This window comes from Acinetobacter sp. WU_MDCI_Abxc222, assembly GCF_025514755.1.
GTDB classification, from domain to species: domain Bacteria; phylum Pseudomonadota; class Gammaproteobacteria; order Pseudomonadales; family Moraxellaceae; genus Acinetobacter; species Acinetobacter geminorum.
In genome coordinates this window covers 16,221-34,765 of the sequence record NZ_JAHPVG010000014.1, presented here as the reverse complement: position 1 = coordinate 34,765, position 18,545 = coordinate 16,221, and the positions used below count along the sequence as shown (strand labels likewise).

Genomic DNA, 18,545 nt, shown 5'->3' with positions numbered 1-18,545 from the left:
TTATCCACAACTTGATGATTTTTGGTTAAAAATTAACTTCAAGATTCATTTGCACACTAAGTTGATGCTTAGGATCATCATCAATATGATTAAAAAAATTAAGATCATTTTGCATAAAAATCCAATCTCGCCATATAGGCTGACGCCATGAAATATAAGGACCCCAGCTATTTAGTCGCATATCATTTTTGGTATATACACCACCGCTATAAATACCGTAAGTCAGACTATTATCTTTTACAAACTCAAATTGTTGAAAAGTCCAATTGCCCCAGTTGTAATCTTCATTTTCGCTCTTGTTCAAATTAAATTTATTAGAAAATAATGTGTTATCTTGCATTTTTTGCGTTAGGTTTAGCGTGGTTTCAGTGTAGTTTCGGCTAGTAGAGCCATAGCGAAATATCTGCTCTGTATCAAAGCTAATGTTATGTCTCAAATTCCATTTCTTTTTTGCCAGAAACTGGACATACACATCACTCTCAGAGTTAGATCCTAAATCAAGGTCATTTTCAAAAGGCATCCATGTTGAAATGGTGGCCCAGCTTGCACTCAGTGGATTAGTAGCCGAAACCTGTACTGATGAGGTCTTCTTCTTTTTCTTACCAAAGGTTTTATAAGTTTGTTCAGGCTGAGTCGCACGTTTCCATAACGTATCATTTCCAAATACAGCCATAAGTTCTTGAATTAAACCAGCATCAGATAAAGCATTGTGTGCTTCTACTTCACAAGGTGAGTGTGAAAGTGATTGTCTTTTTACTTTAGCGAAGCTTGTAGAAGAATAGGGGTAACGCCGTGACCGTTGGTGTTTTAAAGAGTTATAAAAAAATTGAGTATGTGGAAGTAAAGCTAATAGACCTAAATTATAAATACAAATGAAGACTGTCGATTTATTTTGAAGTGGAGAAGAAGAAAATTGATTCATTTTTAAAGATAAGGAATCAAAAATAAAATTAGAACAAAACTTTAAAAGGCTAATCTTAAAATTTTATTTAAAAGTATTTTATTCTTCATCACCTTGGATAAGGTTCCAAGGTGATGCTATTTAGCTTAAAAGAGTGCTTCTAAGCGTAAGAAGGTACTAACAAAATGATTACGATCTTCACGGTGGTCATTAAAGTAATTTACATCGCCTTGTACAAAGAACCATTCCCGTAAAACGGGTTGGCGCCATGAAACAAACGGTCCCCAACTGTTTAAACGTAAGTCATTGTCGTTGTAATAACCACTTGTATAAATACCATAGTTAAAACGATTGTTTGCAAAGAAACTGTGCTCACGGAAAGTTCGGTTTTCCCAAGCTAGATCATCGTCTTGATCATCAGCATAGGTCAGGCTGAACTGATTCGATAAAAACGGTTGATTTGGCCTAGCATGTGTAAGTTCAAGATTGGTACGCAGATAGTTTTCGCTATCTATGCCGTAACGATAAATTTGCTCTGCATAAAACTTAAAATCATTACGAAGTTGCCAGTCTCTTGATGCTTTTAAACGAACATAAATATCGTCTCCAGAACGAATACCTAAGTCAGCATCTGTTTCAAAAGGTAACTTTTTCGAGAAATTTGACCAACGTAAAGCGATTGAGCTGTTGTCATCTCGAGTTCGTTTACCATCTAACTTTTTATTTGGATCTTGATTGGGATTCTGATTGACATTGGCTGGGCTATTATTAAATTCGTCATCTAAAGAGTCATCACCAAATACCACGCTAATGCGTTTCTCTAGAGTAGGTAATTTAATCTTACCACGAATTCTGGGTTTGATTTCATAGTTATCGTATTCATTCCAATAGTTATCGACCATGACACGAATGGTTGCGGTAGCTGGCTTTTGTGGATCGACTTCACCAAACCAATTATCAATTTTTTCAGAAGTACGATCGGCCCAATTACGAATTTTCTTTTGCTTACGGTCAACCCAGGTTTGATCTTCTGTTTGTTCGGTAGGTGGAACAATAGGTTGATTAGACTGCTCTGGAAAAATGGTTGGAGTCGCGTCCACCCAGCGCGGAATTTGATCTAACAGATTTTCATCTGAGTTAACTTCGGTTTGTACTCCAGATGATGTACTTCCTACTTGTTGGTTTGTAGAAGAAGAGGCAGTCTCTGCATGAGCGATGCATACTGAACCAAATCCAATAGTTAAAAGTGCAAAAAGCTGCCGATATGGCATTACATGAAATGTTTTCATATCTATCTTTATGTTTTGTTGTTGTTTCCACTTTTGTTGATTTTTCTAATAAAATCAAGAGGGAGACACAAAAGTTAAGTAAATTTAACTTTTTTTACATATTTGAAATAAATGAAAAAGTTTAAGCTAGTAGCGGTTATTTTTAGCCAAAAAAAATCCCCCAGTGAAGGGGGACGATAGATCAAGGAAACTTTAAATTCCGATCATTAAACACATAAAAAACAGAACATTACAGCGCGAATATTCTAAGCGGCAATAATAAACTGATTTTTAGCAATTAGATAGTTCTTTTTTTAGAACGCTCTATTGCTAAAATGGTGATAAAACATACGATTTGATCACATTTTAATTGTGTTGATCTATTTCTGTGGAATATCACATGATTCATCAGTACAAACAGCTGCATCATCTTGCTCGACTTCTTCAGTATTTGCTTTGATTTGCGCTTTTTCTAAAACTTGTAAAAAGACTTCACGAGGTTGAGCACCAGCAAGCGCGATTCTTTGGTCGAATACAAAAAATGGCACACCAGTTACATTGAGCTGCTCTTGGGCAATTTTTTCATCATGGCGGACAAAGTCAGATAGTTCATTGGTATCTAATACATATTCAACTTCAGCATTATCTAAACCAATACGAGATGCAATTTCTTCTACGACTTCACGTTCGCCAATTGCGAGACCTTCGGTCATATAAGCATGGAAAAAGGCTTCTTTAGCTTCATTACCTAAACCTTTGCTTTGTGCAAGGTGAATAATACGGTGTGCATTAAAACTATTGCCAGAGTTGGCTTTTTGCCATTGAAAATCAATACCTTCAGAGGCAGCCATGGCCGCAATATTGCGCTCCATTTCTTCCATCTCTTCATAGGTACGGCCATATTTTTTAGCTAAACGCTCAGTATTTGAAGTGTCATGTTTTGCTGGCGCATCAGGATCTAATTCAAAACTATGCCAGTGAATTTCAAGATCAATACCTGCTTCCGCAGCGACATGTTCAAGGCGTTTTTTGCCGATATAACAGAAAGGGCAAACTACATCAGACCAGACATCAACACGCATGGGAGAATCTCATAAATTTTAATTACCCATCATAATAGGGATGATGCACAAGGATTTAAAGCTTTGAGTAGCGAATACAGTGTTGCGTATTGTGAAATAAATGGCATATAAAGAAGAATAAGCTCTATTTTATAACTATAAAGAGCAAAACTATAAGAATGGAAATAGGAGGTGTGTATGCGCCGAGTTTTGATTGCGATTGCAAGTCTGGTTGTTATCACAAGTATTATTTTTTTCACCTATCAACATATCAAACAGCAGCAGGCCAAAGACAGTAGTCAAATGTTTGATGTGGTCATGACTGAAAAAATGAACCAGCTTTATGACCAAGCACAAGACTGGTCTAAGCCCGTCCAGCTCGATATTCATGATAAGCGTTTGGCAGGACACTATAAGCAAATTTCAGAATTCCTTTTAAGTTATTGGATTCAAAATATAAATGCACGAAACGCATACTTGAGAGAACTTAAAGCAGCCAAATGGGATACTTTCTTAAATGTGGACCGTTTAGATATTGATAAAAAACAAAAATTTGTAGAAACCGAAAAGATGCTAGCCGATGTCCGTAAAGCATCAGATCAGTACCAGACTGAATATGAAAAGATTCATAAAACTTTCTTAGCAAAGGTTCAGGAATTATCTGTTGATGCAGAGATGAGACAACTCCTTGAAATGAAATTGGGAACACAGCAAAAAGCCGATCAAGATCATGCAATTTTTATGATTGAACTAGAAATTTTAGATAAAGCTGAACAAATGTTTAAGCTTCTAAAAAATTATGAATGGCAAAAGAAAGATCAGATGATTCTTTTTCATGAAAATGCTCAGGTCAAACAGTTTAATGGGCTTTATCAAGATGTTCTAAAACTAAATGCAAAAATTGAAAAAATTAAGAAAAAGAATGTGGCCGCTCTCGAAGGAGATTTAAAAGAATAAGCAAAGCATGAGCATCAAAAATTATGGTTTGGTGCTTTCGGCTTTTCCTTTAGTTAAAAAAGATTGTAATAAACTTTGAGAAGTTTGCAGTTTGTTTAACTGATCGGACACATGCTTAAGTTCTGTTTGCAGTTTTTCTTGAACCACTGGACACAGCGTAAATACCCGTTCATCTAAATCAAAACATGGCAATAAAACATGAATGTCTTTCAGGTTCATACCTGCGTCATTTAATATTTTAATTTTCTTAATATTTTCAATATCTTTTTGCGTATAACTTCGATAATTATTACTCGCTCGATGAGGCTGTATAAGCCCTAAATTTTCATAATACCGCAGCATACGTGGGCTTACTTTTGTGAGCTCGGAAACTTTAGCTAAGTTCATAAAATATGGGTTGACCTTAACAGTGGTGTCATAGTTTAGCATGTTTTTATATTTCAAAATGGTACTTGTTCAATGATTAGAAAACTCATTTTATTGGTGATATTCGGCTTCATGTCATTTGTTACAAATGCCAAAACCCTTGAATTACAGGAGAAGAACATGCGTCAAATATTTGTGCTTCACGGTTACTCAGCTTCTATCAATGATCATTGGTTCTTGGACCTAAAACACCAAATAGAAGACGAAAATACAACTGTTACTTTAATACCATTTCCAGATCCTGAGCATCCGGACGTCGATGCTTGGCAGAAAGTATTAGATGAGCAGATTCCTGCAGTTAATGAAAATACTTATTTTGTTGCCCACAGTTTAGGGGTAATTACCTTGCTACACTTTTTACAAAGACATGATTATCAAAATATTGGAGGAATGATTTTAGTATCTGGATTCTCTGGTCCAATTTCAGACTCTTCACCTCTTAGTCCTTATATAACAAAGAGTAAAGTCGATACTAATTATTTCCGTGACATAGAGAAAAAGCTGGTTTATTTGTCTGATAATGATGATTTGGTTCCACCACAACTAACGATTCAATTGGCTAAGGATATTGATGCGCCTTATATTACCGTTCCTAATGGTGGGCACTTTTTAGGTCGGGAAGGTTATACGGAATTTCCGCAATTAGTCGATTCTTTAAAAGAAATGTTAGAGAGTGAATAAAACTTATAAGATAAACCCCACCCTATAAATGGTTATATTTAATTTATAGGGTGATTCTATATATTCAGTTTTCTATGGATAAAAATCCCTGACTATTACATTAAAAATTTTAATTATATTTACCGTTTATCTGAGCATTACTGAATCAAAAATGACTTTGTTGTAGCCTATTTATAGAACATTTTATTTAGTCATCATTTTGAGTTCGCGTAGGGTGACTGATTTTGGGAGCAAGTTATGAACTTTCTAAAACAATCAGCCTTCATTGCTGTATTTGCTTTTATGGGTTTACCAACTGTTCAAGCAGAAGAAGTGGCTACTTTACCTACAATTCGCGTTATGGCCGAATCTGAGCTACGTGAAGAAGTAGGCTTTGTCCCATTTCAAGAAGATAAAAAAGTGCGTCAGGCTCTACAACATCGTGAGTATAAAACTCATAACGATATACAGAATGCTTTAGTCCCTGAAGGTATGACGACAGTAGACTATCAACCTGTCATGGCACAGCCAGACTTGTCTCAGCTTTCTCCATTTTTACGAGAATATATTCTAGCTGTAGCGGGTGGAATCCAATCTTCTGACCCAACCAATGGTCTTTTTGAAATGTTAAAGCCTCTGCAAATTAACCGAAGTAATGTCGATGCTTATCGTGAAGGTACGATGAAAGTAAATTTAGATGATATTTTGAAATTACAGCAGCAAATTCAAGATGGTTTAAAAGGTCGATAAAAAAATCCCCGCACATAGCGGGGATTTTTTTATCTTGGTGTTAATTAAACACGTTCGATCACTGTTGCAATACCTTGACCAAGGCCGATACACATGGTCGCAAGGCCGATTTGAGTATCTTGTTGTTCCATTACGTTTAACAATGTAGTGGTGATACGCGCACCAGAACAGCCTAGTGGGTGACCCAAAGCAATCGCACCACCATTTAAGTTAATGATGTCTTGCTTGTCATAAATACCTAAGCCTTTCATTACTGATAAGCCTTGAGCAGCAAATGCTTCGTTTAACTCGATAGTTTGAATATCAGCCATCGTTAAACCAGCACGTTTAAGCGCTTTTTGAGTTGCTGGAACTGGACCGTAACCCATGATTGCTGCGTCACAACCTGCAACTGCCATAGAACGAATCACAGCGCGTGGTTTTAAACCTAATGCTTGTGCGCGTTCAGCAGACATAAGTAACATTGCAGAAGCACCGTCAGATAAAGCTGAAGATGTAGCCGCAGTTACAGTACCGCCTTTCGGGTCAAATACAGGACGTAATGCTTTGAACGCTTCAAGGTTTGCATCTGGACGAATTACTTCGTCGATGTCGCAAAGGATTTTAAAGCCATTTGCATCGTGGCCTTCAACACCAACGATTTCGTTTTTGAAACGACCTTCTTGAGTCGCAGCCCAAGCACGGCGGTGAGATTCAACACCAAAAGCATCTTGTTCTTCACGGCTAATGCCATTCATGCGACCTAACATTTCAGCAGTTAAGCCCATCATGTTAGATGCTTTTGCATAGTGTTTAGATGCTTCTGGGTTTAGGTCGATGCCATGCATCATACCTACGTGGCCCATGTGCTCTACACCACCAATAATGAAAATATCACCTTGGTTTGTTGCAATCTGTGCAGCAGCAGTATGAAGCGCTTGCATAGAAGAACCACAAAGACGGTTTACTGTTTGACCAGCAACAGTTTTTGGTAAGTCAGCCAATAGGCCGATGTTACGGCCAATATTCATACCTTGTTCTAGAGTCTGGTTTACACAACCCCAGATCAGGTCTTCAACTTCGTTTACATCAAACTGGTTACGAGCAACGAGTGCACGAACCAATTCAGCAGATAAGCTGTCAGCACGTACATTACGGAACATACCGTTTTTGGTTTTACCCATTGCAGAACGTACGCCATCAACGATGACAACGTCACGTGGATTTAAAGTAGCCATTCACGTTGCTCCTTAACCGTAGAATTTTTTGTTGTTAGCAGCCATGTCGCGCAACATTTGTGGCGCTTCATAAGCCTTACCTAAGTGTGCATATTTGTCGCAAAGTGCAACGTATTCAGCAACACCAGTCTGGTCGATATAACGACATGGACCACCACGGAATGGAGGGAAACCTACACCCATAATCATTGCCATGTCTGCTTCAGCAGCAGTTGCAACGATGTTGTCTTCTAAGCAACGAACTGTTTCGTTACAGAAAGCAAGCATCATGCGGTCAATGATTTCTTGGTTATCAAACTCGCGTTTCTCACCCGTTACGAAAGGAGCAATGATTTCATACGCTGTTGGATCAACAGTTTTTGCTTTTTTGCCTTTCTTATCGAGTTCGTATTTGTAGAAACCAACGTCATTCTTTTGACCAAGACGTTTAGCTTCATACATTGCTTGGATTGAACCTTTGTAGTCTGGCTTCATACGGTCTGGGAAACCTTCAGCCATGACTTCTGCACCATGTACACCTGTGTCGATACCTACAACGTCGATGAGGTAAGCAGGACCCATTGGCCAGCCAAATTTCGACATTACATTGTCAACTTGTTGGAAGTCTGCGCCGTCTTTTACAAGAAGGTCGAACGCACCAAAGTAAGGGAACAATACACGGTTAACCAAGAATCCTGGGCAGTCGTTTACAACGATCGGTGTTTTACCCATTTTTTGAGCAAGAACAACAGTAGTTGCAATCGCTTCTTCAGAAGTCTTTTCACCACGAATCACTTCTACAAGCGGCATCATGTGAACTGGGTTGAAGAAGTGCATACCTACAAAGTTTTCAGGACGTTGTAATGCTTTTGCTAAACGTGTGATTGAAATCGTAGAAGTATTAGAAGCAATAATCGTATTTTCACGAACATTCTTCTCAGTATCCGCAAGTACCATTTCTTTTACTTTTGGATTTTCTGTAACTGCTTCGATCACGATATCAACTTCTTTAAACTCATCGTAGCTTAAAGTAGGACGGATACGTGCAAGGGTTTCACCCATTTGCGCAGGTTTCATTTTCTTGCGTTCAACTTGTTTAGTTAACAAGCTGTTTGCTTCTTTCATACCTAGGGCAAGTTGTGGATTACCAATATCTTTCATGATAATTGGTGTACCTTTGCTTGCCGCTTGGTAAGCAATACCACCACCCATGATACCAGCGCCAAGTACAGCTGCTTGGTTTACAGGGTGTGCACCTTTTTCATATTTTTTAGCAGTTTTCTTAACAACTTGGTCATTGAGGAATAAACCAATCAATGCACCAGCTTGTGGAGTAATCGCAGCTTTTGCAAAGCCTTCAGCTTCAGCTTTTAATGCTTCGTCACGCGCAAGGCTTGCACCAGCTTGTAATGAATCAAGTAATAATTTTGGAGCTGGGTATTGAGCAGGGTTTGCTTTAGCAAGCACTGCACCTTTTGCAGTATTGAACGCCATCATTTGTTCAAGTGGGTTCAATTTTACAGCTTCAAGCTTTTCTTGACGTTTTGCTTTCCAGTTTAAACGACCAGAAATTGCTTGCTTAACTAAGTCAGTTGCAGCTTCAAGTAATTTATCAGCAGCTACAACCGCATCTACCGCACCATCTTTTAGGGCAGCAGCCGGTTTTTTAGGAGCAGCCATCGCCATCCATTCAACCGCGTTGTCGATACCGATCAGACGGCTTAAACGTACGCTACCGCCGAAACCTGGGTAAATACCAAGTTTAATTTCCGGTAAGCCCACTTGTGCAGCTTCTGACATCACACGATAGTCACAAACTAAACACATTTCAAAACCGCCACCTAACGCCATACCGTTAATAGCAACTACTTTTGGAATCTCTAAATCTTCAAAACTATTGAAGATTTCATGAACAGGCATAAGCCAGTCAACAATCGCTTTTTCGCCTTGTGCGAAGTTTTCACCAAACTCGGTAATGTCTGCCCCAACAATAAATGTCGATTTGCCTGAGGTAACAACTAAGCCTTTAATATCATTATTTGCTTTTACCGCAGCAATAGCAGCTTGGAAATCTTCAATTGTTGCACGGTTAAATTTATTGACCGACTCACCTTGTAAGTCAAAGCGGAATTCTGCAATTCCGTCCGAAAGCATTTGGACGGTAATGGCATTGCCAGCGTGGATCATGCCTGATCTCCTTAGTTTTGGAGGACTTCTAAGTTGATGTTATGAAGCGTGTGCACATCTTAGGTACACATTTATGCTTCGCTAATCTTACGATAACTATATCTAAAAAAAACCTGACAAGTTGTATCAAGCCGTGACGCAAGGGTCATCTTATTTACTATTCAATTCATCTATATGAAATGCATAAAAGAAATCATAAAGATAGGTACTAGTCCAACACATTTGTTTTAATTTAATTTTTTCTTTATAACGCATCGCAATTATCAAATTTTTATATAAAAACGAGTAACTTTTAAAAGTTAATTTTTTGTCAAAAATGTCAATTGTTAGTAGGGTCATCTGTAAATAACAGTAGCAATAGTGATAAATTTTCACTTCCTTAAAGTTATGGAAAAATACACTATATTTAAAATTTTTATTACAACAGTATTGTCTATTATTTGACTTAATTTTTTTACATTCGCTTTTTCTAAGTCAATTTTGTTAAAATTTGCGCCAATTAAATAAACTTCCGGTTTCTCTCTCCTTAAATATAAGGTGAAGTTGCCCCTAATCTTTTGAAAGAGTAGCAATATGATTAAGTGGATCATATTAGCGATTTTTGTGATATCAGCATTGTATATCCAACATCGCGGCAAAGTGCGTCACTCGTTTTATCGTCAATTTTTTGACCATTCAACCTTACTCGCACCGATTAACTTTTTAATGTACATCTTTTCAAAGGTGCCGAATCAGCCTTATATCGACACACAGCATTTTAAAGATTTAAAAGTGCTGGATGAAAATTGGGAAATGATTCGTGATGAAGCGAAAGCTTTATATGACCAAGGCGGAATTAAAGCTTCAAGTACCTATAACGACTTAGGTTTTAACTCATTCTTTAAAACAGGTTGGAAGCGTTTTTACCTCAAATGGTATGAATCTAGTCATCCATCTGCTGCTGAGCTTTGTCCAAAAACCACAGCACTTCTTAAAACATTACCGACAATTAAAGCAGCCATGTTTACTGAACTTGCACCAGATAGCCGTTTGGTAAGACACCGTGATCCATATGCAGGTTCTTTGCGTTATCACTTAGGTCTAATTACACCAAATGATGACCGTTGTTTTATTGATGTCGATGGCGAAAGATATTCTTGGCGTGATGGTCAAAGTGTCGTGTTTGATGAAACTTATATTCACTATGCTGAAAATAAGACTGATCAAAACCGTATTATTTTCTTTGCAGACGTTGAACGTCCAATGAAAGTAAAATGGATGGAGCGTTTCAACCATTGGTTTGGTCGTAATGTGATGACTGCTGCAAGCTCACCGAATGAAACAGGCGACCAAACAGGTGGTCTAAATAAAGCTTTTGGTTATGTCTATCAAATTCGTATTAAAGCTAAGGCTTTAAAAGCTAAAAACCGTAAGTTGTATTACTTCTTAAAATGGTTCTTGATGCTTGGGATTTTCTTCCTGATTTTTGTTCGACCATACGTGTTTTAATTAAAGCGCCTGAAAGGGCGTTTTTTATTTTGAGCTAAAATAGCCTGTTATAAGGAATAGATTATTAATAAAATGATTAGTCAATAAGTTGACCATTTTTGAAAACTTGAATAAGACTTCCTTGCCAACCATAGATGACAACATGATCTATCTCTGATTCAATCATTAAATATCCTTTTTCTATATCGCCTTCAACAATAATCTCACTTCAGAATTTGATTCAATATTATATTCTTCTGCCCAAGGTTCTAGTATTAATTTTATTTTCTCGTTTTTTGAGTTTTTATAAATAATCTTTTGTTTTAATCTCATAACTATATCTCCCTCGTTATAATTCCTTATATATCATTGTGATCTGTTTCTTTCTGTTATTTGGGTAAGGAATTCATCTTGTAGATCTCCATTTAAAATTACTGTCTTCTTATTTTCTGTATATGTCAGTGTAAAGTCACCAGAGATCTGATTTAAGTTCACAGGACCATCAATAATCCCTAAAATTGTACTTGTAGTATCAATAGTCGTCTGTTTAATGATTTTAAATAAGGTTTCCTTATCTTTTTGAGATAAAGATTGATAAAAAGTGAGAGCATCAAACCAGTAGGGATCTTTTTTAATTTTATTATCTATTAAGGTAGATGAATAAATCTGTTGATAAGTATCGATATATTCATCTGAAACAGTATTTATAAGTTCTTTGACAAATTCTTTATTATTCATAGAAATTAACCTTTATTAAATTTTGTGATCTATTTCACAGTGCTGGTAATTTGTTACAACTATTAAAAGCCAATAGGTAATTTTGATTCTACAATGGCGCGGTTTTTTCGAAGACTGGTCAGCGGAAGTAGGTTTTAAAATGGCTCATGCTCATCACGCAGCTCATGCACATGTTCATCATATCGAAGAGAGAAAAGAAGACAGTTCTCAAGACGATTTAAAAACAAAAGTGATGTTAAGACAAGCCGCTTCGACGACTGAAAAATCTAAACGATCTAGAACTAAAAATCATAAAACTGAAGATCAAAATATTAACCTGCATAAGTTTTCAAGTAAGCTCGAAAGTATCTCTGCCAACCATAGTAAAGAGAAATGCGCCAAAAATATCCGTATTGCTCTACAAGCGGCTGGAGCAGATGTGTCAAAGCATCCTGTAGCTGCTTCTGATTGGGGGCAAACGTTAGAAAAGAATGGTTATAAGAAAATTAAACCTGCTTTCAACCGTCCACAAGAAGGTGACATTTACATTATTGAGCGAACAAGTGGTCATACCTATGGTCATATTGCGGGCTATACAGGCAATGGTTGGTTCTCAGATTTTCGTCAAAAAACCTATGCGGTCTACAAAGAAAAAGACGTTAAATATAGTTACTATCGTCTAGACTCTTAAGCAAGTACGACACAGTCTGTCGGGCCATATTCAGAACTGTTCCCAAATTTATGTTCTAGCACAGTAAAGCACTTGAAAAGTAAGGGTGAAAACATCACATTAGGTATTCAGTATTAAGCCATGCATGCCAATAGTGAATCAAAACGCTCGTCCCCATATTGAAAAAATTTTAGCCAACATGACCCAACTTCCAGGTGTTTATAAAATGCTAGGGAAAGAGGGCGAATTATTATATGTCGGCAAAGCAAAAAACCTAAAAAATCGGGTGTCGAGTTATTTTGTTAAAACCATTGAGCATCCTAAAACGCAAGCTTTAGTTGCGCGAATTTATGATATTGAAACTTTGGTTACTCGTTCAGAAACTGAAGCTTTACTCTTAGAACAAAATTTAATTAAACAACATCGTCCGCCTTATAACATTATGCTGCGGGACGATAAGTCTTATGTCTATATTTTTGTTTCGGCTGATAAGCCTTATCCTCGGCTTGCCAGTGGGCGTGGTAAAGGTAAACACCAAATTGGTAAGTTTTTTGGCCCGTACCCAAGTGCTTATAGTGCACGCGATACGTTACTGGTTTTACAAAAACTTTTTAATGTGCGTCAGTGTGAAAATAGCTATTTTTCACAGCGCAAGCGTCCATGTCTGCAATATCAAATCAAGCGTTGTTCGGCCCCTTGTGTAGGTCTGATTTCGCCCGAAGATTATAAAGAAGATGTTAATAATAGTATCCGCTTTTTGCAAGGTGATACCAAAGAGCTTAACCAAGAGCTCATTGCCAAAATGGAACAAGCAGCGGCTGAGCTTGAATTTGAAAAAGCTGTTTTTTACCGTGATCGTTTATCTTTACTGCGTGAAGTTCAAGCGCAACAAGCCGTGTTTAAAGTCAAAGGCGAAGCGGATATTCTGGCAATCGCATATCAGGCAGGTGTGACATGCGTGCAAATTATGTATGTACGTAATGGGCGAATGCTGGGTGGAAAAAGTTATTTCCCAGACATGCTCGGTGATGATCTTGGGCAAATGCTCAGTGACTTTATGGCGAACTTTTACTTTCAGGTTGCAGATGAAGTTCCCAATGAGCTCATTGTAAATATTGCTTTGCCTGACTGTAAAGAATTAGAAGAAGCATTGGCACAACAGTTTGGCAAAAAAGTTCAGATTAAGAGTAATGTTCGTGAAACTCGTGCCGAGTGGCTAGAGTTAGCCGAAATGAATGTTCAACATGCCATTAAGGGGCAGTTGAGTAATCATTTAGAACTTAATGAACGTTTCCATCAGTTAGAGCAAGTGGTGGGAAGACCTGTCGATCGTATTGAATGTTTTGATATTAGTCACACTATGGGGGAAGCTCCAATTGCCTCATGTGTTGTGTTTGACCAAGGCGGAGCTCGTAAGCGTGACTATCGTCAATTTGCGATTCAAGACATTACTGCAGGCGATGACTATGCTGCTATGCGACAAGCCTTAACACGCCGTTATAAAAAGGCCATATTGCCTGATTTGCTGTTGATTGATGGTGGTAAAGGCCAGCTCCATATGGCGATGGAGGTCATGCAAGAGCTTGGATTAGACGCTTTTATGGTGGGTGTATCTAAAGGTGAAGGGCGTAAACCCGGACTTGAAACCCTGCATTTTACCGATGGCACAAAAATCCAGTTACCGGAAGACCATAAGGCATTGCATTTGATTCAGCAGGTGCGTGATGAAGCCCATCGTTTTGCGATTACCAAACATCGTGCTAAACGTGATAAACGCCGAAGTACCTCAGTTTTGGAAGCAATTCCGGGGCTGGGACCAAAGCGCCGTCGAGATTTATTAACTCATTTTGGTGGGATCCAAGGTGTTTTAAAAGCATCTGAAAAAGAGCTTACTCTTGTGCCTGGTTTTGGTGAGATGATGGCGAGAACGATTTATAAAATTCTGCATGAATAAGATGTGTTTTTATACTGAGTGACCAAATAGTTGGCATATAAGTAGAAGAATGATCATTCACATTCTCTTTAAAATGATGAAAGATGTTTCATCAAGAGTCAGAGTGCTTTAGGGAAGTGAATGTCATTACTGCAATTATTTGAAGAAATAAAACAAAAGGAATCGATTGAAATACCTGAAGGGTGGTTACAAGGACGAACTGTTTTTGGTGGTCTTGTTGCTGGACTACTTATGCAAAAAGCTTGCTGCAATATTCAAGATCCAAATAAAAGATTATTAAGTTGTAGTGTTACTTTCGTGGGCCCTGTACAGCAGGGACCTGCCCAATTGACTATTGAAATTTTAAGAGAAGGAAAGTCGGTCACTACACTTGAAACACGTTTGTGGCAAGATGGGGCGGTACAAACGATTTTGGTCGCAAGCTTTGGTGTGCCTCGTGCATCGAATATTGAAGTGCGACATGAGCCTATCGTTCCAGTTTATAGGCAACCTGAAGAGTTGCAACCTATTCCTTTTGCTAGACAAATGCCAGAATGCTATCAACATTTTGATGTATGTTGGGCAGAAGGTCATTATCCTGTTACAGGAAGTCAGTATGCTGACTTTGGAGGATGGTCAAGGTTTAATCCCGATAAGCATGAAAATCGTCAAATGACTTTGCCAGATTTAATTGTTTTGATGGATATTTGGCCACCTGGTGTATTGCCAATGTTTAAGCAAGTTGCTCCTGCGAGCTCTTTAACTTGGCACATTACCTATGTACATCCGTTTCCACATCAATTGTGTGACTGGTTTAAATATAAAGTGGTAACTGAATATGCAGGTGAAGGTTATTCCACAGAATATGCCCATCTTTGGGACCAAAATGATCATTTAATTGCAATTTTACGGCAAACTGTTACGGTATTTACCTAAGCAGTCCACTTCCTCGATTCATATATTTCGTATAAAGTGGCTGTTACAGATAGATACAATATTGAAGAAAGTATTTTTGTCTGTTACAAGATGCATGAAGACTTAATTGGCGGTGTTTATGACCACAGGGCGAATCCTGAATATCCCAAATATCCTAACATTAGCGCGTATCGCGCTTATTCCTGTATTTTTGGTGATCGCGTATTGGCCGCCTGCAATGGGTATTGGTGAGCATGAAGGAAGTATGAGTCGTCATATTATCTTGACGGCTATTTTTGTGTTTGCTGCTATTACCGATTGGTTTGATGGCTATTTGGCACGAACTTTAAACCAAACTTCAGCATTTGGCCGTTTTTTAGATCCAGTTGCAGATAAGCTCATGGTGGCGGCTGCACTGATCGTTTTAGTACAGTGGAATCCAACGATCTCAATGGCTTTTGCAGCAATTGTGATTATTTCACGCGAAATTACAGTTTCTGCTTTACGTGAATGGATGGCGGAACTTGGCGCACGAACCAGTGTGGCAGTATCGACTGTAGGTAAATATAAAACAGCCTTTCAGATGATTGCCATTAGTGTGTTCTTACTCAATTGGCAGCCTTTAGAAATGCTCGCATATGCTTTGTTATATACGGCAGTCATTTTAACTTTATGGTCAATGTTTATTTATCTTAAAGCAGCTTGGCCTTATTTAAAGCAACCTTAAGTGCTGCATATTGAATGATTAAGCCTTTCTACAATGAAAGGCTTTTTTTATTTTTAAAGAGTGCAAGAATTGGGTCGTCATAGGGCTTTGGCTACTTTAATGTAAGATATAAGTGCTAAGGAGGTGACACATGCAAATGCTTTCTTCTCGGCAATTTGCTGTAATTGCCACTGTGATTGAATATTTATATGAACATCTAGATCAGCAACCCAGTCTGGACGATGTTGCTAGTCATATGAATTTAAGCCCAAGCTATATTCAACGCCAGTTTCAGGAATGGGTAGGGATTAGCCCCAAAAAATTTGTGCAATATATGAGTTTGCAACAGGCCAAATATCATCTGTTGCAACAACGGAGTTTATTGGAAACTGCTTTAAATACGGGTTTATCTGGCACAGGACGTTTACACGATCTGTTTATTCAGCTTGAAGGCATGACGCCTGGTGAATATAAACTGCAAGGTGAAGGGGTTACACTTAATTATTCGATTGAGGCAAGCCCATTTGGTGAGTTGTTGGTTATAAGCAGCGAAAAGGGAATATGTTCTGTTCGCTTTCTCGATACTCGTGAGAATATCGAAGAAATAATTAAACAGCAGTTCCCTAAAGCTCAATTAAAAAATCAATCGCCGATTTGGCATCAACAAATTGCAAAGTGGTTTGAACAGGATTTTTCAGAACATTTACAGCAAAAACTTCCTCTTAATTTGGCTGGAACTCCATTTCAGCTACAAGTATGGGAGGCCTTGCTCACCATTCCGGAAGGGCAATTGCGTACTTATCAAGACATTGCAGAGCAAATCGGGAAGCCTAAAGCAGTTAGAGCCGTTGCTACAGCAATTGGACAAAATCCGATTGCATATCTGATTCCCTGTCATCGAGTGATCCGTGCCACAGGGATGGTTGGAGAATATCATTGGCAAAAGGGGCGTAAATTGGCATTGTTAGCTTGGGAGATGTCAAAGCAACACGGAGAAACTGTATGACCTTGGATTTATTTTCTCCAGAGCCTTGTGAGAATTTATTACCCTACGATGGTGAAGTTCAGGACTATGGTTGTATTTTAAGCCCAGAAGAAGCTGAACAATATTTTGATTATCTTTACCAACACCTCGCATGGAAACATGACGAGGCTAAGTTGTATGGCAAGCACTTTATTACAGCTCGAAAAGTTGCATGGTATGGAGATGACTACTATCAATATAAATATTCGGGTGTCGCACGTGATTCTTTACCTTGGGACAAAGCACTCGCCAAACTAAAACAACAGGTAGAGCAAATACTTTCAGAAAAATTTAATTCTTGTTTGGCAAATCTTTATGAAGATGGAACTCAAGGTATGGCTTGGCACAGTGACTCGGATGTTTCTTTGGCAAGAACGACAACAATCGCTTCTTTAAGCTTTGGTGCTACCCGTAAATTTTCTTTTAGGCATATTCAAAGTAAAGAGAAAGTTGAATTGTGGCTACAGCCAGGCCAACTCATTGTGATGCGTGGTGAGACCCAACAATATTGGCAACACCGTTTAAATCGCTCAACAAAGATTTTACAACCACGTATTAATCTTACTTTTCGGCAATTTAAGTTGTTATAAAAATAGGGCAAGAAAAAAGCTCATGATGGTAGCATGAGCTTATTCCTCTGAGGGGGATGCTTCTACTAATGAGCTGCTGATGAAAACAATCATCAATAGGAGCTAAAATCATAATATGAGAATATTGTGATATATTCAATGTTTTAAAGTGTAAGAAAAGTTTAAATTATCATAAGGTGGGGGTTTAGATTTCCCCTTTTTCAGATAATTCCATAAAACGTTGTTCAATAAGTGCTGCATTTTCTTGCAAAATTTCGATGAGCTTTTCAACATTTAAAAAATCAAAACGATTTTTAGAGGCAACTAAGGTCAAAGCCAAAGGTACTTCTTTGTTTGAAAAACGAACAGGAACCGCTAGACCTGAAACATTTGGGTCAATCTCACCTTGTGAGAAATAGAACCCTTGTTTTTTAATTTTACGCATACGCTGAATAAAGCTTGGTTCATCTTCAGCAAAACCTGATTGTTTTAATTCTTGCTGGTAACGGTGGTAGTAGTCTTGCATGCGTTGTTTACTTAAATGCGAAACCATTGTTTTTGGAGATGATCCAACGTAAATCGGTCTTGGGCAGCCTCGGCCATATGAAAGTAGCTCAGTGTCTTTAAATATTTCATGATGTATGTCAATGCAATAGTCATCATTTAAATAGGTAAGCAAACAGCACAGTTCGGTACGTTCTACAATATTTCGCATAAACGGTGTGCTGATCTGAACTAATGGATCGGTTGTTCTGGATATATAGTCAAGAACAGCAATTTTTGAGCCTAAGGTATAATCGCCAGAGGTTCCATTAATACGCTTTAATAGATCAGCCGATACTAGTTCTTTGAGGTAACGGTAACTCGTTGGTTTGGACAAGCCAAGTTCTTCGCAAATAATATCGACATTAATGATTGGACGCGAAACTGAAAATAGATCCAGTACGGTTAAAATTTTGCCAAAACTTGAAATTGCCATAATGTCTTGTTCGTATCCTTTAACAACGAGTCATCTTTGAGTTTTTATAACAGAAAAAAAGAAGGTTTGTCTCAATTCTAAAATAAATGCCTGATTTGAGTATTTTACTCTGACAAAGAGAAAACTTCTCTTGGCTTATACATCATATACGATAATTAA

General features: G+C 38.0%; 19 protein-coding genes. 10 read left to right on the top strand and 9 right to left on the bottom strand.

Going from position 1 to position 18,545, the window contains the following annotated elements:
* Positions 1–25: 25 nt before the first annotated feature.
* From KTJ10_RS16230 to KTJ10_RS16220, 3 genes are all read right to left on the bottom strand, one after another.
* Positions 26–922, bottom strand: coding sequence for a selenocysteine synthase (locus KTJ10_RS16230; protein WP_262442438.1), 897 nt, complete (start codon positions 920–922; stop codon positions 26–28).
* Positions 923–1,047: 125 nt separating this feature from the next.
* Positions 1,048–2,190 (bottom strand): hypothetical protein, encoded by a 1,143-nt coding sequence (locus tag KTJ10_RS16225; protein WP_086264354.1) that lies wholly within the window; start codon positions 2,188–2,190, stop codon positions 1,048–1,050.
* 359 nt (positions 2,191–2,549) lie between these two features.
* Positions 2,550–3,251 carry a DsbA family oxidoreductase gene (locus tag KTJ10_RS16220; protein WP_075383417.1) on the bottom strand — a complete coding sequence of 234 codons (702 nt, stop codon included), beginning with the start codon at positions 3,249–3,251 and terminating at the stop codon, positions 2,550–2,552.
* A 177-nt stretch (positions 3,252–3,428) separates the two neighbouring features.
* Between KTJ10_RS16220 and KTJ10_RS16215 the strand changes: the two genes are divergently transcribed.
* Positions 3,429–4,187 (top strand): hypothetical protein, encoded by a 759-nt coding sequence (locus KTJ10_RS16215; RefSeq protein ID WP_130119367.1) that lies wholly within the window; start codon positions 3,429–3,431, stop codon positions 4,185–4,187.
* Positions 4,188–4,208: 21 nt separating this feature from the next.
* Here the strand turns inward: KTJ10_RS16215 and KTJ10_RS16210 are convergent, their stop codons facing one another.
* The gene (locus KTJ10_RS16210; RefSeq protein ID WP_262442441.1) at positions 4,209–4,574 is read right to left on the bottom strand and encodes a MerR family transcriptional regulator; all 366 of its coding nucleotides are present in this window, start codon (positions 4,572–4,574) and stop codon (positions 4,209–4,211) included.
* 72 nt (positions 4,575–4,646) lie between these two features.
* On the opposite strand from KTJ10_RS16210, the gene KTJ10_RS16205 reads away from it, so the two are divergent.
* Entirely contained in the window at positions 4,647–5,294 is a 648-nt protein-coding gene (locus tag KTJ10_RS16205) for an RBBP9/YdeN family alpha/beta hydrolase (protein WP_262442437.1), read from the top strand.
* Between the two features lie 237 nt (positions 5,295–5,531).
* The gene (locus KTJ10_RS16200; protein WP_001010132.1) at positions 5,532–6,023 is read left to right on the top strand and encodes a hypothetical protein; all 492 of its coding nucleotides are present in this window, start codon (positions 5,532–5,534) and stop codon (positions 6,021–6,023) included.
* A gap of 44 nt (positions 6,024–6,067) precedes the next feature.
* Here the strand turns inward: KTJ10_RS16200 and fadA are convergent, their stop codons facing one another.
* From fadA to KTJ10_RS16185, 3 genes are all read right to left on the bottom strand, one after another.
* Positions 6,068–7,240 carry an acetyl-CoA C-acyltransferase FadA gene (fadA, locus tag KTJ10_RS16195; RefSeq protein WP_005065826.1) on the bottom strand — a complete coding sequence of 391 codons (1,173 nt, stop codon included), beginning with the start codon at positions 7,238–7,240 and terminating at the stop codon, positions 6,068–6,070.
* Between the two features lie 12 nt (positions 7,241–7,252).
* Positions 7,253–9,406: a fatty acid oxidation complex subunit alpha FadB gene (gene fadB, locus KTJ10_RS16190; protein WP_002114932.1), complete on the bottom strand. Its 2,154-nt coding sequence runs from the start codon at positions 9,404–9,406 to the stop codon at positions 7,253–7,255.
* Positions 9,407–9,556: 150 nt separating this feature from the next.
* The gene (locus tag KTJ10_RS16185; RefSeq protein ID WP_086264367.1) at positions 9,557–9,673 is read right to left on the bottom strand and encodes a hypothetical protein; all 117 of its coding nucleotides are present in this window, start codon (positions 9,671–9,673) and stop codon (positions 9,557–9,559) included.
* Between the two features lie 306 nt (positions 9,674–9,979).
* Here KTJ10_RS16185 and lpxO point away from each other — a divergent pair, with 306 nt between their 5' ends.
* Positions 9,980–10,894, top strand: a complete 915-nt coding sequence (gene lpxO / locus KTJ10_RS16180; RefSeq protein ID WP_000598899.1) for a lipid A hydroxylase LpxO — start codon at positions 9,980–9,982, stop codon at positions 10,892–10,894.
* 345 nt (positions 10,895–11,239) lie between these two features.
* Here the strand turns inward: lpxO and KTJ10_RS16175 are convergent, their stop codons facing one another.
* The gene (locus KTJ10_RS16175) at positions 11,240–11,611 is read right to left on the bottom strand and encodes a transposase (protein WP_262442436.1); all 372 of its coding nucleotides are present in this window, start codon (positions 11,609–11,611) and stop codon (positions 11,240–11,242) included.
* A 139-nt stretch (positions 11,612–11,750) separates the two neighbouring features.
* Between KTJ10_RS16175 and KTJ10_RS16170 the strand changes: the two genes are divergently transcribed.
* From KTJ10_RS16170 to KTJ10_RS16140, 6 genes are all read left to right on the top strand, one after another.
* Positions 11,751–12,281 carry a peptidoglycan hydrolase gene (locus tag KTJ10_RS16170; protein WP_032005089.1) on the top strand — a complete coding sequence of 177 codons (531 nt, stop codon included), beginning with the start codon at positions 11,751–11,753 and terminating at the stop codon, positions 12,279–12,281.
* A gap of 133 nt (positions 12,282–12,414) precedes the next feature.
* Complete coding sequence (gene uvrC, locus KTJ10_RS16165) at positions 12,415–14,214, top strand: excinuclease ABC subunit UvrC (protein WP_002114749.1); 1,800 nt, start codon at positions 12,415–12,417, stop codon at positions 14,212–14,214.
* Positions 14,215–14,334: 120 nt separating this feature from the next.
* Positions 14,335–15,129, top strand: coding sequence for a thioesterase family protein (locus KTJ10_RS16160; protein WP_032053002.1), 795 nt, complete (start codon positions 14,335–14,337; stop codon positions 15,127–15,129).
* Positions 15,130–15,247: 118 nt separating this feature from the next.
* On the top strand, positions 15,248–15,835 hold the full coding sequence (gene pgsA, locus KTJ10_RS16155; protein ID WP_002114808.1) for a CDP-diacylglycerol--glycerol-3-phosphate 3-phosphatidyltransferase: 588 nt from the start codon (positions 15,248–15,250) through the stop codon (positions 15,833–15,835).
* Positions 15,836–15,965: 130 nt separating this feature from the next.
* Positions 15,966–16,820, top strand: coding sequence for a methylated-DNA--[protein]-cysteine S-methyltransferase (locus KTJ10_RS16145; RefSeq protein ID WP_410468417.1), 855 nt, complete (start codon positions 15,966–15,968; stop codon positions 16,818–16,820).
* Positions 16,817–17,428, top strand: coding sequence for an alpha-ketoglutarate-dependent dioxygenase AlkB family protein (locus KTJ10_RS16140; RefSeq protein WP_262442434.1), 612 nt, complete (start codon positions 16,817–16,819; stop codon positions 17,426–17,428). The genes KTJ10_RS16145 and KTJ10_RS16140 overlap by 4 nt, the downstream gene beginning before the upstream one ends.
* A gap of 184 nt (positions 17,429–17,612) precedes the next feature.
* On the opposite strand, the gene KTJ10_RS16135 is transcribed toward KTJ10_RS16140, so the two are convergent.
* A complete protein-coding gene (locus KTJ10_RS16135) occupies positions 17,613–18,386 on the bottom strand; it encodes an IclR family transcriptional regulator (RefSeq protein WP_002114686.1) in 774 nt (257 codons plus the stop codon).
* Between the last annotated feature and the right edge of the window lie 159 nt (positions 18,387–18,545).

What these genes read in the sequence shown, in the direction of transcription:
- KTJ10_RS16230 (WP_262442438.1), bottom strand. Translation starts at nt 922, where the DNA reads ATGAATCAATTTTCTTCTTCTCCACTTCAAAATAAATCGACAGTCTTC.
- KTJ10_RS16225 (WP_086264354.1), bottom strand. Translation starts at nt 2,190, where the DNA reads ATGAAAACATTTCATGTAATGCCATATCGGCAGCTTTTTGCACTTTTA.
- KTJ10_RS16220 (WP_075383417.1), bottom strand. Translation starts at nt 3,251, where the DNA reads ATGCGTGTTGATGTCTGGTCTGATGTAGTTTGCCCTTTCTGTTATATC.
- KTJ10_RS16215 (WP_130119367.1), top strand. Translation starts at nt 3,429, where the DNA reads ATGCGCCGAGTTTTGATTGCGATTGCAAGTCTGGTTGTTATCACAAGT.
- KTJ10_RS16210 (WP_262442441.1), bottom strand. Translation starts at nt 4,574, where the DNA reads ATGAACTTAGCTAAAGTTTCCGAGCTCACAAAAGTAAGCCCACGTATG.
- KTJ10_RS16205 (WP_262442437.1), top strand. Translation starts at nt 4,647, where the DNA reads ATGATTAGAAAACTCATTTTATTGGTGATATTCGGCTTCATGTCATTT.
- KTJ10_RS16200 (WP_001010132.1), top strand. Translation starts at nt 5,532, where the DNA reads ATGAACTTTCTAAAACAATCAGCCTTCATTGCTGTATTTGCTTTTATG.
- fadA (WP_005065826.1), bottom strand. Translation starts at nt 7,240, where the DNA reads ATGGCTACTTTAAATCCACGTGACGTTGTCATCGTTGATGGCGTACGT.
- fadB (WP_002114932.1), bottom strand. Translation starts at nt 9,406, where the DNA reads ATGATCCACGCTGGCAATGCCATTACCGTCCAAATGCTTTCGGACGGA.
- lpxO (WP_000598899.1), top strand. Translation starts at nt 9,980, where the DNA reads ATGATTAAGTGGATCATATTAGCGATTTTTGTGATATCAGCATTGTAT.
- KTJ10_RS16175 (WP_262442436.1), bottom strand. Translation starts at nt 11,611, where the DNA reads ATGAATAATAAAGAATTTGTCAAAGAACTTATAAATACTGTTTCAGAT.
- KTJ10_RS16170 (WP_032005089.1), top strand. Translation starts at nt 11,751, where the DNA reads ATGGCTCATGCTCATCACGCAGCTCATGCACATGTTCATCATATCGAA.
- KTJ10_RS16160 (WP_032053002.1), top strand. Translation starts at nt 14,335, where the DNA reads ATGTCATTACTGCAATTATTTGAAGAAATAAAACAAAAGGAATCGATT.
- pgsA (WP_002114808.1), top strand. Translation starts at nt 15,248, where the DNA reads ATGACCACAGGGCGAATCCTGAATATCCCAAATATCCTAACATTAGCG.
- KTJ10_RS16145 (WP_410468417.1), top strand. Translation starts at nt 15,966, where the DNA reads ATGCAAATGCTTTCTTCTCGGCAATTTGCTGTAATTGCCACTGTGATT.
- KTJ10_RS16140 (WP_262442434.1), top strand. Translation starts at nt 16,817, where the DNA reads ATGACCTTGGATTTATTTTCTCCAGAGCCTTGTGAGAATTTATTACCC.
- KTJ10_RS16135 (WP_002114686.1), bottom strand. Translation starts at nt 18,386, where the DNA reads ATGGCAATTTCAAGTTTTGGCAAAATTTTAACCGTACTGGATCTATTT.